A 14,589-nucleotide genomic window follows, 5' to 3' on the forward strand; every position below is an offset into this window, starting at 1 on the left:
GTCCCGCGATGCCGCTCTTTGCCCATGCCGACCGTCCCGTCCACCTCGGCCCCTTTCCGCTGGAGCGGTTGCGGCGCGGGGGCGGCGTGTCGCTGGAGGGCTTGCCCTTCTCGCAGCCGCTGCGCTTCGATCATCCCGACCCGCATTCGCTGGCCCATGCCATGGCGCGCTATCAGACCATGTTCGACACGGTGCGGCAGGGGCCGGTGGTGCATGAGGCGGCGGGCATCCCGGACGACCCGGTGGAGCGGTCGAACCACCTGAAGGCCGCGGGCTATTACTTCGACGCCTCGATGATGGGCGTGTGCCGGCTGGAGCCCGCCCACCACCTGCCCGAGCCGCATCGCAACCCGATGATCGACGCGCTACGGGAAGAGCTGGAGCGCGGCCAGCCCAAGACCCATGCCGCCGGGATCGACGCGATCTATGCCGATATTCTGGACGCCGCGCGCTCGCCGCACGGGCCGGTCACGCATCACCGCTTCGCCCTGCTGATCGCCGTGGGCTATACCCGCGATCCGGGGCAGGGCGAGCCCGGCTGCGACTGGCTGCACGGCACGCAGGCCGAGCGTGCGGCGCTTCTGGCCAACAACACGGCGGTGGTGCTGTCGTCCTATCTCAGGATGCTGGGGCACGAGGCGCGGGCGCATTCCATGTCGACCTCCGAGGTGGATCTGCCGCGGCTGGCGGTCTCGTCGGGGCTGGCCTTCGTGGACGGGGGCGCGGCGGTCAGCCCCTATCTGGGCACGCGCTACGGGTTGGCAGCGGTGACGACGACGCTGGAGCTGGCGCCCGATCAGCCGCTCGACGGCGACGGGCGCAGCGCGCGCAGCCACGGGCCGGGCTGGTGGAGCGGCGCCGCCGCCCCCCGGCGGGCGGCCACCGCCGAGCCTTTCGCCCATCGGGAATTCCGCAAGGGGCCGTACCCGTTCGAGCGGCTGAAACGGGTCGAGGAACCGACCACGCTGATCGACCATGCCCGTGTCCCGCGCTTCCCCAAACGGGCGGATTTCTTCGCCCGGGCGCTTTACGGCGACATGGGGAAATCGGTGCAGGAGGGGGCCAAGGGCGGGCGCTATGTCGCCAAGTCGCCGATCGGGGCCTGTGCGCGCCGGGCACTGGGTGCGTTGCTTTTGTTGCAGTTCGGGGATGCCCGCGGGCCGGAATCCGCCCCCGATCCCGAAAGAAATGCAGAGAATCTGAAAGCGGCGGGCTATTACCTCAGCGCCGATGCGGTGGGGCTCTGCGCCGTGCCGGACTGGGCCTATTACTCGCATAACTCGGCGGGCGAGGCGCTTCAGCCCTACCACCGGAACGCCGTCAACATGCTCTTCGACCAGGGGCACGAGACGATGGAAGGCGCCTCGGGCGACGACTGGATCAGCGTCGCGCAGTCGATGCGGGCCTATCTCAGGTTCTCGCTCTTGGGCGGCGTGGTGGCGGAGCAGATCCGGCGGCTGGGCTATTCGGCGCGGGTGCATTCGGTGCTGGACGGCGACGTGCTGCAACCGCCGCTGCTGCTGCTGTCCGGCCTCGGCGAAGTCAGCCGGATCGGCGAGGTGATCCTGAACCCCTACCTCGGGCCGCGCCTGAAATCCGGCAGCGTCACCACCGACATGCCGATGGCCGCCGACAAGCCCATCGACTTCGGCCTCCAGACCTTCTGCAATGCCTGCAACAAATGCGCGCGGGAATGCCCCTCGGGCGCGATCACCGCCGGGCCGAAGCTGATGTACAACGGCTACGAGATCTGGAAATCCGACGCCGAGAAATGCGCCCGCTACCGGATCACCAACCAGGCGGGCGGCATGTGCGGGCGCTGCATGAAGACCTGCCCGTGGAACCTGCAGGGCCTCTTCGCCGAGGCGCCGTTCCGCTGGCTGGCGATGAACGCGCCGGGCTCGGCCAAGGCGCTGGCGGCGCTGGACGACCGGCTAGGGCGCGGGGCGATCAACCCGGTCAAGGCCTGGTGGTGGGACATCGAACTGGACAAGGCCGGCAAGCGGTACGTCCCCGCGGCGCAGACCAACCGGCGGGACCTCAACCGCGATCTGGACCTGAAGTATGAGGACCAGACGCTGGCGGTTTACCCGGCCGATGTCATGCCGCAGCCCTTCCCGATCACCCAGCCCCTGAACCGCGAGGAGGGGATCGCCCGCTACCGCGCCATGCTGACGCCCGAGGAATACCGCAACCGGCTGGCGAGGGGCCAGACCGAGGGGCTGGTGCCGGGGACAAGGCCGCCCGAGGCGCCGCCGGTCTTCCCCGTGTTGATCGCCCGGCGCGAGGACCTCAGCGACGACACGATGCGGTTCGAACTGACCCGCGCCGATGGCCAGCCCTTGCCGCCCTTCGAGGCGGGGGCCCATGTCGCCCTGATGATCGCGCCGGAATATCAGCGCGATTATTCGCTGGCCGGGAACCCCGCCGACAGCACGAAATACGTCCTCGGCATCCAGAAAGAGGCCGCCGGGCGGGGCGGCTCGCTGCTGATCCACCGGGTGTTCCGCGAGGGGCGGCGGGTGTTCGTCACCCCGCCCTCGAACCTCTTCCCGCTGGACGAGGCCGCGCCCTTCACCCTGCTGATCGGCGGCGGGATCGGGGTCACGCCGATGCTGACCATGGCTCACCGGCTGCACGCTCTGGGCCGGGATTTCCGCCTGCATTACCTTGCGCGCGGCACGGCGCCCTTCGGGGCCGAAATCGCCGCCGCGCCCTGGGCCGGGCACGCCCAGACCCATGTGAAGACCGACGGGCCGCGGGTGGACCTCGCCACGCTGATCCCGCCCTATACCCCGGGCGCCAAGCTCTACACCTGCGGCGGGGGCGGGTTCATGGACGGCGTTTTCGACACGGCCCGGGCGCAGGGCTGGCCCGAGGACGCGCTGTCCCGCGAATATTTCGCCGTGCCCGAGGCGCCCGACTGGGTGAACCACCCCTTCACCCTGCGCCTGACCCAATCGAGGCGCGACGTGCCCGTCGCCGCCGACCAATCGGCGACCGAGGCGCTGGCGGCGGTGGGCATCACGATCCCCACCAAATGCTCGGACGGGATCTGCGGCGTCTGCGCCGTCACGCACCAGACGCCCGAGGGGATCGAGCACCGCGACTATGTGCTGTCGGCGAAGGAGCGCGAAAACCGGGTGATCCTGTGCTGCTCGCGGGCCCGGGATGCGGCGGGGGTGCTGACACTCGATCTGTGAACCCCTGCACAGGATGCTTGCGCCCGCGCGCCTTTACGGAAAGGCCACGCGCGCTTAGCTGAGGGCAAACAGGAGTTCTCAATGAGCGACATTTCCCTCGGCCTCGACACCTTCGGCGACATCAGCACCGGCGCCGACGGCCAGCCGAAACCCATGGACCAGGTGCTGCGCGACGTGGTCGAGGAAGCGGCCTATGCCGACGAACTCGGCATCGACTTCATCGGCCTCGGCGAGCATCACCGCGACGATTTCGCCATCTCGGCGCCCGAGATCGTGCTGGGCGCCATCGCCGGCCGCACCAAGCGCATCAAGCTGGGGACGGCCGTCACGATCCTGTCGACCGATGACCCGGTGCGGGTGTTCCAGCGGTTCTCCACGCTGAACGCGGTGTCGAACGGGCGGGCCGAGCCGATCCTCGGCCGCGGCAGCTTTACCGAGAGCTATCCGCTCTTCGGCTATGACATGAACGATTACGACCAGCTCTTCGAGGAGAAGCTCGACATCTTCGCCCGCCTCCTGCGCGAGGAAAGCGTGACCTGGCAGGGCAAGACCCGCACGGCACTCAGGAACGCGACGGTCTATCCGCGCCTCGGCCAGCCGATGACCACCTGGGTCGGCGTCGGCGGCAGCCCGGAATCGGTGGTGCGCGTGGCCCGGCAGGATCTGCAGCTGATGCTGGCGATCATCGGCGGCGATCCCCTGCGCTTCAAACCTTATGTCGAACTCTACCACCGCGCCGTCGCCCAGTTCGGGACCGAGGCGAAGCCGATCGGCGTGCATTCCCCGGGTTTCGTCGCCGCCACCGACGAGGAAGCGCGCGAAACGCTCTGGCCGCATTACCAGGCGATGTTCGGCCGCATCGGGCGCGAGCGCGGCTGGCCGCCCACGACCAAGGACCGCTATCTGGCCGAGGTCGCCCATGGCGCGCTCTTCGTCGGCTCGCCCGAGACGGTCGCCCGCAAGATCGTCCGCGCGGTCAAGGGCTTGGGTGTGCAGCGCTTCGATCTGAAATACACCACCGGCCCCGTGCCGCATGAGCAGAACATGGAGGCGCTGCGGCTTTACGGTGAGCAGGTGATCCCCATGGTCAAGGACATGCTGTCCGAGGGCTGAGGCCCGCCCCTCAACCCGGCCGTGCATCGGGCGCGGCCGGGACCGCCTGAGCGGTATTTCGCCGCTTCACGCGGGCGTGCCTTCATTTTTCGCCCGGAACATGGAACCTCTCGCGGGACCGCGCGTTATTTCGCCGGAACCCAACAGGAGACCTTTTCATGAAATCCGTGATCCTCGCCACCGTCGCTACCGCCAGCCTGGCGCTCGGGGCCTGCACCATGTCCCAGAACGAACGCACCGTGGTCGGCGGTCTCGCCGGCGCTGCGGGCGGTCTGATTCTCGCCGATGCCTTTGACGCCAACCCCAACTGGACCGTGGTCGCGGCGCTTGGCGGCGCCGCCGCGGGCGCGCTGGTTGCGCGCAACACCGCCAGCGGCCAATGCGCCTATTCGAACGGCGACGGCACCTATTACACCGGTCCCTGCGTCTGATCCCTCGGGTCGCAGTATCGGAAACGGGCAACGGGCGGGTTCCTTCGGGAGCCCGCCCGCGGCTTTTGGCCCCTCAGAACAGGCTGAGCTGATCGCCCGGCCGCGGCGGCGGGCGGAACTTGCCGCAATCGAGCGCGGGCAGGGTCTGGGCATAGCCCAGGCGGCGCCGCGCGGCGACGACCCGGGCGCGCAGCAGATCGGCATAGGGGCCTTCGCCCCGGAAGCGGCTGTGGAAATCGGGGTCATTGTCGCGCCCGCCCCGCATCTCGCGCAGCAGTTTCATGACCTTGCCCGCATGGTTGGGCCGGTGCCGCGCCAGCCAGTCCTGAAACAGCGGCGAGACCTCGCGCGGCAGCCTGAGCAGCGCGTACCAGGCCGTCTTCGCGCCCGCCTCGCGCCCGGCGTCCATCAGCGCCTCGATCTCGTGATCGGTCAGCCCCGGGATCACCGGCCCCATCATCAGCCGTACCGGCACCCCGGCGGCCGAAAGCGCCCGGATCATCGCCAGCCGCCGGGCCGGCGAGGGCGCGCGCGGTTCCATCGCCCGGGCGAGCCCCGCGTCCAGCGTCGTCACGCTGATCCCGACCTCGGTCAGCCCCTCGGCCGCCATCGGGCCCAGCAGGTCGATATCGCGCTCGATCAGCGCGCCGCGGGTGGTGATGCTGACCGGATGGCGCCAGTTCCACAGCACCTCCAGCACCGCGCGCGTCACGCGGTATTGCGCCTCGATCGGCTGCCAGGGATCGGTGTTGGTGCCCAGCCCCATCGGCCGCACGACATAGGATTTGCGCGCCAGCTCCTTCTCCAGCACCCGGGCGGCATCGGGCCGGGCGATGAGCTTCGTCTCGAAATCGAGCCCCGGCGACAGGCCCAGATAGGCGTGGCTCGGCCGGGCGTAGCAATAGATGCAGCCATGCTCGCAACCGCGGTAGGAATTGACCGCCCGGTCGAAGCCCAGATCCGGCGACTGGTTCCAGGCGATGACCGAGCGCGGCCGCTCGACGCTGACCTCGCGGCGCCTGAGATGCTCCTCCTCGGGCAGGTCCCAGCCGTCATGCTCCCAGGCGCGGACCTCGCTGTCATACCGCGGCGCGGGCTGCGCCAGCGTGCCCCGCGCGGGCGCGCGCAAGGAGGGATCGGTCGGGGGCAGGGGGGGCGAGCGCGGCGGCATGAATCAAACTTGAACATAACATGAACAATTTTCAAGTCCCGGATGGAAACCTGAGCTTGCTGTCGTCTTTTATCCGGGGCATGTCGGGAATGGATCAGTTGCCGCCCGCTTCCTGCCGCATCTACGGATCCAGAGACCTCTATCCGGAGACCCCGCCATGGCCGAGGACGACGACATCATCCTGTCCGAACTGAACGACGAGGAACTCGTCGCCCAGATGATGGACGACCTCTACGACGGCTTGAAGGACGAGATCGAGGAAGGCGTCAACCTGCTGCTGGAACGCGGCTGGACGCCCTATGACGTGCTGACCAAGGCGCTGGTCGCCGGCATGACCATCGTCGGCCACGACTTCCGCGACGGGATCCTCTTCGTCCCCGAGGTGCTGCTGGCGGCGAACGCGATGAAGGCGGGCATGTCGATCCTGAAGCCGCTGCTGGCCGAAACCGGCGCGCCCCGCATGGGTAAGATGGTGATCGGCACCGTCAAGGGCGACATCCATGACATCGGCAAGAACCTCGTCGGCATGATGATGGAGGGCGCGGGCTTCGAGGTGGTGGATCTGGGCATCAACAACCCGGTCGAGAAATACCTCGATACCGCGGTGGCCGAAGGCGCCGACATCATCGGCATGTCGGCCCTGCTGACCACGACGATGCCCTATATGAAGGTGGTCATCGACACCCTGAAAGAACGCGGCATGCGCGAGGAATACATCATCCTCGTCGGCGGCGCGCCCCTGAACGAGGAATTCGGCCGCGCCATCGGCGCCGACGCCTATTGCCGGGATGCGGCGGTGGCGGTCGAGACCGCCAAGGCGCTGGTCGCGCGCAAACACAATCAGGGCGCCGCGCGCGCCTGAGAGCCCTAAAACGGGGCGCGTCCTCGAACGGGACAGGGGGCCTCTGCCATCGGCAGGGGCCCTTTCCTGTCGCGCGCCCCGATCACCCCGCCCCCCTGCCGCGCCGCTCCCGGGCCAGGCGAGGGACAATTAGATCGCTCGACGATCCCCCGAAACCATCTTTGTTCTCCAAATATCCACGGGGTTTCCAAAGGGGGGCGTGCCCCCCTTTGGGCAGGGGGTGCGGGGGGCGGCAGCCCCCCGCCCTTTGCGTCCACTGGGGGCGGCAGCCCCCCGCCCTTTGCGTCCACTGGGGGCGGCAGCCCCCCGCCCTTTGCGTCCACTTGGGGCGACAGCCCCCCGCCCTTCGCGTCCACTGGGGGCGGCAGCGCCCCCGCGTTTACGTCCTCCGGGGGCGAGCAACCCCCGCTTCCCTCACTCGGTCCCGGCCGCCGGGGGCACGGGTCTGGCGCCCAGTGCGCCCTCTGCCATCCCTGCCAGACCGCCCTCCATCGACAGGCCCAGCTCCTCGCCGAGCTTGCGCAGCGCGGGCATCTGCACCGCCATGCCCATGATCGAATCGAGTGCCTGATTGACCACCGGCTTCTCGCCCGGCGCCCCGCCAGCGCCGCCGCCGCCACCGCCCGGGCCGCCCAGCCCGCCGACGTAATGGATCTTGATCGAGTCGATCTTCTCCACCGGCTTCACCATCTGCGCCATGATCGAGGGGAAGGCCTCGAGCCGCGCCAGATCCACCTTCATCGCCACGATCGCGGGCGAAATCGCGTTGTCGGCCTCGGTGATCGCCCGCTTGCCCTCGGCTTCGGCCAGCATGTCGGTCTTCTTGGCCTCGGCGCGGATGGCGATGGCGTCGGCCTCGGCGCGGGCTTCCTCGCGCCGCGCCTCGGCCCGGTCCTGGGCCGCGTCCCGCTCGGCCTGGGCGGCCAGGCGGATGCGGGTCGCTTCGCGCTCGGCCTCGCGCTGGGCGTCGATCAGGGCGATCTGCTTGACGCGCTCGGCCTCGGCCACCTGCCGCGCCGTCGTCACCGCCTCCATCGCCTTGGTCGCTTCGGCCCGGGCCAGATCGGCCGAGGCGCGGGCGCGGCTTTCCTCCTCGGATTTCTTGGCGACGATGATCTGGCGCTCCTGATCGGCCACTTCCAGCTCGCGCTCCTTGGCGATCTCGGCCTCGCGCAGCGTGCGCTCGCGCTCGATCTCGCGCGAGCGGATGGCCTCTTCACGGGCGATCCGGGCGCGCTCGCGTTCGCGGGCCGAATTCTCGTTGTCGGTGGCGATCTGCGCCTCCTGTGCGGCCTTCAGCGTGGCGATGCGCTGCGCCTGCTCGATGCGGGCCTGTTCCTCGTCCTGCTCGATCAGCAGCTTGTGGCGCTGCGCCTCCATCGCCGCCCGGCGGACCGAGACCTCGGCGTCGGCGTCGATCTGGGCGCGTTCCTTCTTCGAGGTGGCGATCACCTCGGCCAGCCGCCGCATGCCCACCGCGTTGAAGGCGTTGTTCTCATCAAGCGCTGCGAACGGGGTCTGGTCCAGCGCCGTCAGCGAGACGGATTCCAGCGACAGCCCGTTCTTCAGCAGATCCTCGGACACCGCATTCTGCACTTCCTGCACGAAATCGGCCCGGCTTTCGTGCAATTCGTCCATGGTCATCCGGGCCGCGACCGAGCGCAACCCGTCGATCAGCTTGCCCTCGATCATCTCGCGCAGCTGGTCGACGTCAAAGGTCCGCGCGCCCAATGTCTGGGCGGCGCGGGCGATCCCCTCGTCGGTGGGGCTGACCGAGACGTAGAATTCCACGCCGACATCGACCCGCATCCGGTCCTTGGTGATGAGCGCCGCCTCGTTGTCGCGCTTCACCTCCAGCCGCAGGGTCTTCATGTTGACCCGGTTCACCTCGTGCAGCAGCGGGATGACGATGGTGCCGCCATCCATGATGACCCGTTTGCCGCCCGCCCCGGTCTTGACCAGGCTCACCTCGCGCGTGGCGCGGCGGTAGAGGCGGCCCAGGACCAGGGCCAGCAGGATGAGAAAGACCAGAACAGCGCCGACCAGCGTCAGCAGGGATGTGAAAGCCATGAAAGAACTCCGTTCAATGAGAAGGGCTTATTCAAGCGGCATCAGCCGGTAGAGGCCGCGCCGGTGGTCACGCAGCACCAGAACTTCGGTGCCCTGGGCAAGTTGCGCCGCATCCTCGAGCGGTTCGGCGCGCAGGTAATGGGGATTGCCGTGGCGGTCGGTGACCCGCACCTCGGCCGGGCGGCCGCGCGCGGCGGTGCCCTGGGTGATGATGCCCCGGCGGCGGCCGAGCTGCGTCTCGCTGACCGATTGCGTCTCGTCCCGGGGGACCAGCCGGGCGAAGATACCGCCAAAGCCCCGCGCCACGCCCCAGCCCGCCAGCAGCGCCGGGATCGCCGCCAGCCAGGCGGGCAGGGGGCTGCCGGTCAGGCCCTCGGCCAGGCTCTGCAGCGCCATGCCGCCCGCGCCGAAGCCCAGCAGCGCCGAGGCGAGCCAGATCATGAACGGCGTCCGGCCGAGGCCAAGGACCGAGGCCACGCCCGAGATGGCCGGCGCCTCGACCGCGGCGGGTTCGAACCCGTCGATTTCGGGCAGTTCGGCTTCCGGCAGGTCTAGCTCTGGCGCGTCGATTTCAGGCGCGTCGACTTCGGGCATGTCGATTTCGGGCGCATCCAGCCCCTCGGCCCCGCCGCCCAAGAGCGAGCCCCCCATCAGCCCCATCACCAGTTCCAGCACCAGCAGCCCCAGCAGCAGCCCCAGCGCGGCGGTGAAGGGCGCCATGGCCCCGGAAAGAAGGACCTCAAGCATCGGCGACCCCTTCGTCATGCGGACGGAGCCCCAGAATAGGCGCTCGCAGCCGCGGTACAAGCGGCCTTTCGCTCAAGGTTTCGTGCCGAATCGTGCCATCCAGTCGGCGGGCGCCACCCCCTTGCAGCGGTGAAAGGCCCGCCGCATGCGTTCCTCCTGCCCGAAGCCAAAGGCCGCCACCGCCTGCTTGCGGGTGATCTCGCCCCGGGCCAGCGCCTCTGCCGCGGCCTCGACCCGCGCTTCCTCGACATAGCGGGCCGGGGGCAGGCCTGTCACCTGCCGGAAGATCCGGGCGAAACTGCGCTCGGACATGCCCGCCCGCGCCGCCAGCACCGGCACCGACAGGTCCCCGGACAGATGGTCGGCGATCCAGGCCGTCAGCCCCTCGAACCGGCCGTCCCGGGCCGCGATTTGCTGCCGCAGCGGCTGGCTGAACTGCCGCTGCCCGCCGGGCCGCTTGAGGTAGAGCACCATGTCGCGCGCCAGCCGCAGCGCCTCGGCCCGGCCGTGGTCGGCCTCGACCATGGCCAGCGCCATGTCGATCCCCGCCGTCACCCCGGCCGAGGTCCAGACGCCCCGGTCCTCGGAGAAGATCGCGTCGGGCTCGACCGTGATCCCGGGCCAGCCCGCTGCCAGCCGGTCGCAATATTCCCAATGCGTGACCGCCCGCCGCCCGTCCAGCCAGCCGCCCGCCGCCAGTACGAAGGCGCCGACACAGACCGAGGCCAGCCGCCGCAGCCCCGGCACCGCCTGCGCCAGTGCCGCCTGCAGCGCGGGATCCGCCGCCGCGCCCCGCGCCGCATCCCCGCCCGAGACGATCAGCGTGTCGATGGGCCCGGCGCCCGCCAGCGGCAGTGTCTCCAGCGCCACGCCGGTATCGGTGACGATCCGCCCGCCCGCGGCCGAGGTCAGCACCACCCGGTAGCCGGGCCGCGCATCGGCAAAGACCTGCAGGGGCCCGGCCACATCCAGAAGTTTGGTGGCGGGAAACAGCAGGAAGGCGATGGTGGCGGAATCGGAGGGCATCTTGTCATTTCTGCCAAGCCTGTCCCCTGCCATCAAGGGGGCAGAGAAAGGAGGCCCCATGCTCGACCTGCGCCCCAATTGCGAATTCTGCGACCGCGACCTGCCGCCCGATACGGCCGAGGCCCGGATCTGCAGCTATGAATGCACCTATTGCGCCGAGTGCGCCGAGAACCTGCTGCACAATGTCTGCCCCACCTGCGGCGGCAATTTCCAGCCGCGCCCGATCCGTCCCCGCCGCAACCACCGCGAGGGCAAGGCGCTGGGCCTCGGCCATCACCCCGCCGCGACCCGCCGCCACCATTCGCCCTGGAGCGCCGCGCAGATCGCCGAGATGGTCCACCGCCTTGCCAGCGTCGCCCCTGACCAGCGGTGACCCCTTTCGCCCGGGCGCCCGGGCGCCTATCCTCCGGGCCGCAAAGACCCGGAGATTTCCCATGACCGACCTTTCCGCCGCCGCCGAGATCCTCGCCGCCTGCGGCCTCGATGCCGCCACGCTCAACGGCGGCACGCTGGCCGTCCACAGCCCCATCGACGGGGCCGAAATCGCCCGCCTGGCCGAGACCCCGGCCGCCGAGATGCACGCCGTGATTGCCCGCTCGCAAACCGCCTTCGCCGCCTGGAAGACGGTTTCGGCCCCGCGCCGGGGCGAGCTGGTCCGCCTGCTGGGCGAGGAGTTGCGCGCCTCGAAAGACGCACTCGGCGCGCTGGTCACGCTGGAGGCGGGCAAGATCGTCTCCGAGGGTCTGGGCGAGGTGCAGGAGATGATCGACATCTGCGACTTCGCGACCGGCCTTTCGCGCCAGCTTTACGGGCTGACCATCGCCTCGGAACGCCCCGGCCATGTGATGCGCGAGACATGGCACCCGATGGGCCCCTGCGCCGTCATCACCGCCTTCAACTTCCCCGTGGCCGTCTGGTCCTGGAACGCGGCGCTGGCCTTGGTCTGCGGCGATTCGGTGATCTGGAAACCCTCGGAAAAGACGCCCCTGACCGCGCTGGCCTGCGCCAGGATCTTCGAGCGCGCGCTGGCCCGCTTCGGCGACGCGCCCGAGGGGCTGATGCAGGTGGTGATCGGCGGCGCCGAGCTGGGCGCGGCGCTGACCGCCTCGGCCGAGGTGCCGATCGTCTCGGCCACCGGCTCCACCCGCATGGGCCGCATCGTCGGGCCCGAGGTGGCCAAGCGTTTCGGCCGCTCGATCCTGGAACTGGGCGGCAATAACGCGATGATCGTGGCGCCCTCGGCCGACCTCGACATGGCGGTGCGCGCCATCGTCTTCTCGGCCGTCGGCACCGCCGGGCAGCGCTGCACCTCGCTGCGCCGCCTGATCGCCCATCATTCGATCCGCGAGCAACTGGTCGAACGCCTGACCCGCGCCTATGCCAGCCTGCCGGTGGGCGACCCCCGCAAGGGCACCACGCTGGTCGGGCCCCTGATCGACGCCGGTGCCCGGGCCCGGATGCAGGCGGCGCTGGAACAGGCCAAGGCCGAGGGCGGCATCGTCCACGGCGGCAAGGCCGCGACCAATGCCCCGCAAGGCGGCGCCTATGTCGAACCGGCGATCGTCGAGATGCCCGCCCAGACGGCGGTGGTGCGCGAGGAAACCTTTGCCCCCATCCTCTATGTCATGGGCTACGAGACGCTGGACGAGGCGATTGCCCTGCAAAACGGCGTCCCGCAGGGGCTGTCGTCCTGCATCTTCACCCTGAACCTGCGCGAGGCCGAGGATTTCCTGCAGCGTTCCGATTGCGGCATCGCCAATGTCAACATCGGCCCCTCGGGCGCCGAGATCGGCGGCGCTTTCGGCGGCGAGAAGGAAACGGGCGGCGGGCGCGAATCGGGCTCGGACGCCTGGAAGGGCTATATGCGCCGCGCCACCAATACGGTGAACTACTCGGCCAGCCTGCCGCTGGCGCAGGGCGTGAAGTTCGACGTCTGAGGGATTGCCATCGTCAATCCGCGCATCTTTGCGCTCTAAATATCCTCGGGGGTGAGGGCCGCCCGGACAAGGCGCCGGTGGCGCCTCGTCAGGCCCGAACGCCCGGCGCGCAAGCGCCGGGCCGGACAGCCGTCAGGCGAAGAGGGGGGCAGACGGCCCCCCTCCCTCCGTCCCCCCGCCCCTCTGGCCCCCGGGGTGCGACATCGGCGGATCTCGCTTCACCGCACAACTCTGATAGAAAGACTCGGGTAACACCGGGAGTCGCGCCATGAGCAGCCTCATGCATCGCCGCCAGTTCCTCGCCACCTCGGGCCTCGCCGGTCTCTCGCTGTTGGGCGGGCTGAGCCTCGGGCGGCAGGCGCGGGCCGAGCCTCTGGCGCTGACCATCCAGAACGCCCGCTACGCGCTGGAGGCCACCCCGACCGAGGGCATGGTCAGCCTCTCGCCCGACGCCCCGCCACCGGTCCTGCGCCTCAGCCGCGGCCAGCCGTTCCGGGCCGAGGTGCTGAACACGCTCGACGCCTATACCTCGATGCACTGGCATGGTCTCAGGTTGCCCAATGTCATGGATGGCGTGCCCTACCTGACCCAGGTGCCGCTGGGGCAGGGCGACCGCTATGTCTATGACTTCACGCCGCAGGACGCCGGGACCTTCTGGTATCACCCGCATTGCACCACTATGGAGCAGATGGCCAAGGGCCTGACCGGCCTTCTGATCGTCGAGGACGAGCGCGACCCGCGCTTCGACCTCGACCTGCCGGTCAATCTGCGCGACTGGCGGCTGGGCGAGGACAGCCAGTTCATCGACCTCTACACCGCCCGCGGCGCGGCGCGGAACGGCACGTTTGGGACGCTGATGACCGCCAACTGGGCCTCCGAGCCGGTCTATGACGTGCCCGCCGGGGGGCTGGTGCGGTTCAGGCTGGCGGCGACCGACACGACGCGCGTTTACCGCTTGCAGATGCCGGGGGCCGAGGGGCGGGTGATCGCGCTGGACGGGCATCCGGTGATCGACCCGGTGCTCTGGCCCGGTCCCGAGGCGCCGCTCGTGCTGGGTTGCGGCCAGCGGGTCGATCTGGCGATCCGGGCGCCGGGGCAGGAGGGGGCGGAACTGGTATTGCAGAACGACCAGCCGGGCGGGCCGCGGGTGCTGCTGAGGCTGCGCGCGGTCGGGGCGGATCTGCGCCACGATCTGGGCGACCTTGCGCCCCTCGCCGCCAATCCGCTGCCCGAGCCCGACCTCGCCCAGGCCGAGGTGCTGGATTTCGTGTTCGGCTGGTCGCCCAGCGACGCGCCGGTCAATGACGGTTTCTGCGGCTCGCTCGGCTATACCTTCTGGTCGATCAACCGGGTGGCCTGGCCGGGCGATGCCTCGGGCACCGGGCCTTTGGCCGAGCTGCGGCTGGGGCAGACCTATATCCTCAGGCTCAGGAACGAGAGCCCCAACGACCACCCGATCCACCTGCACGGCATGGTCTTCAAGCCGCTGCGCTCGAACCGGCGGGAGGTTTCGGGCAATTGGGTCGATACCGCCATGCTGCTGGCCGAGGAGACGATGGAGGTGGCGCTGGTCGCCGACAATCCCGGTGACTGGGCCTTCCATTGCCACGTGATCGAGCATCAGAAAACCGGCCTCACCGCCTATCTGCGCGTGGCCTGAGGCGCGCGCGCGGGGGGTGGCGGATTTCCCCCGGGCGCGGGGCATCAGTGTACTGGATCTATTGACGGAATCAGCGCCGGGTATATCGTCGGTGTCACGGGCCGCGCTGCGGCCCATGCCCTCCCCCCGTGCGGGATATCCCCGCCGGGCAGAGGGGTTCCGCACAGGAGGAGCGGAGATGGCTGACACCAAGAAGGCAGATCCCAAAGGCACCGGCAAAGGGGCTCCGGCCAAGGGCGCACCGGCCAAGGGTGCGGCGCCCGTCAAGGGCACCGGCGGCAAGAAGTGAGGCCATGCGGGGGCGCGTCACGCGCAGGCCCGCGATTGAGGAATGACCTGCCCGGCACCCCCAGGTGCCGGGCTTTTGCG

11 protein-coding genes are annotated in these 14,589 nt (G+C 69.7%); 7 read left to right on the top strand and 4 right to left on the bottom strand.

Annotated elements, in window-relative coordinates; translation table 11 throughout:
* The first annotated feature begins 8 nt into the window (after window positions 1-8).
* The 3 genes from DDE23_RS03900 to DDE23_RS03910 all read left to right on the top strand — a co-directional run bounded on the left by DDE23_RS03900 (window position 9) and on the right by DDE23_RS03910 (window position 4,747).
* Window positions 9-3,203, top strand: a complete 3,195-nt coding sequence (locus DDE23_RS03900) for a 4Fe-4S dicluster domain-containing protein (RefSeq protein WP_107750054.1) — start codon at window positions 9-11, stop codon at window positions 3,201-3,203.
* An 81-nt stretch (window positions 3,204-3,284) separates the two neighbouring features.
* Window positions 3,285-4,316 (top strand): LLM class flavin-dependent oxidoreductase, encoded by a 1,032-nt coding sequence (locus tag DDE23_RS03905; protein WP_107750055.1) that lies wholly within the window; start codon window positions 3,285-3,287, stop codon window positions 4,314-4,316.
* Between the two features lie 158 nt (window positions 4,317-4,474).
* Window positions 4,475-4,747, top strand: coding sequence for a glycine zipper 2TM domain-containing protein (locus DDE23_RS03910; RefSeq protein ID WP_107750056.1), 273 nt, complete (start codon window positions 4,475-4,477; stop codon window positions 4,745-4,747).
* Between the two features lie 73 nt (window positions 4,748-4,820).
* Here DDE23_RS03910 and DDE23_RS03915 read toward each other — a convergent pair whose 3' ends face one another.
* The gene (locus tag DDE23_RS03915) at window positions 4,821-5,918 is read right to left on the bottom strand and encodes a PA0069 family radical SAM protein (RefSeq protein WP_107750057.1); all 1,098 of its coding nucleotides are present in this window, start codon (window positions 5,916-5,918) and stop codon (window positions 4,821-4,823) included.
* 157 nt (window positions 5,919-6,075) lie between these two features.
* Here DDE23_RS03915 and DDE23_RS03920 point away from each other — a divergent pair, with 157 nt between their 5' ends.
* The gene (locus tag DDE23_RS03920) at window positions 6,076-6,780 is read left to right on the top strand and encodes a corrinoid protein (protein WP_107750058.1); all 705 of its coding nucleotides are present in this window, start codon (window positions 6,076-6,078) and stop codon (window positions 6,778-6,780) included.
* Between the two features lie 414 nt (window positions 6,781-7,194).
* On the opposite strand, the gene DDE23_RS03925 is transcribed toward DDE23_RS03920, so the two are convergent.
* The 3 genes from DDE23_RS03925 to DDE23_RS03935 form a co-directional block, all read right to left on the bottom strand.
* Complete coding sequence (locus DDE23_RS03925; RefSeq protein WP_107750059.1) at window positions 7,195-8,850, bottom strand: flotillin family protein; 1,656 nt, start codon at window positions 8,848-8,850, stop codon at window positions 7,195-7,197.
* Window positions 8,851-8,877: 27 nt separating this feature from the next.
* The gene (locus DDE23_RS03930) at window positions 8,878-9,597 is read right to left on the bottom strand and encodes an OB-fold-containig protein (protein WP_107750060.1); all 720 of its coding nucleotides are present in this window, start codon (window positions 9,595-9,597) and stop codon (window positions 8,878-8,880) included.
* A 72-nt stretch (window positions 9,598-9,669) separates the two neighbouring features.
* Window positions 9,670-10,623 carry a GlxA family transcriptional regulator gene (locus DDE23_RS03935; RefSeq protein ID WP_107750061.1) on the bottom strand — a complete coding sequence of 318 codons (954 nt, stop codon included), beginning with the start codon at window positions 10,621-10,623 and terminating at the stop codon, window positions 9,670-9,672.
* Between the two features lie 58 nt (window positions 10,624-10,681).
* Here DDE23_RS03935 and DDE23_RS03940 point away from each other — a divergent pair, with 58 nt between their 5' ends.
* From DDE23_RS03940 to DDE23_RS03950, 3 genes are all read left to right on the top strand, one after another.
* Window positions 10,682-10,996: a DUF1272 domain-containing protein gene (locus DDE23_RS03940; protein ID WP_107750062.1), complete on the top strand. Its 315-nt coding sequence runs from the start codon at window positions 10,682-10,684 to the stop codon at window positions 10,994-10,996.
* A 61-nt stretch (window positions 10,997-11,057) separates the two neighbouring features.
* Window positions 11,058-12,560: an L-piperidine-6-carboxylate dehydrogenase gene (amaB, locus tag DDE23_RS03945; RefSeq protein WP_107750063.1), complete on the top strand. Its 1,503-nt coding sequence runs from the start codon at window positions 11,058-11,060 to the stop codon at window positions 12,558-12,560.
* 268 nt (window positions 12,561-12,828) lie between these two features.
* Entirely contained in the window at window positions 12,829-14,220 is a 1,392-nt protein-coding gene (locus DDE23_RS03950) for a multicopper oxidase family protein (protein ID WP_238149887.1), read from the top strand.
* Window positions 14,221-14,589 lie beyond the last annotated feature (369 nt).

The organism is Pararhodobacter aggregans, from assembly GCF_003075525.1.
Classification (GTDB): domain Bacteria; phylum Pseudomonadota; class Alphaproteobacteria; order Rhodobacterales; family Rhodobacteraceae; genus Pararhodobacter; species Pararhodobacter aggregans.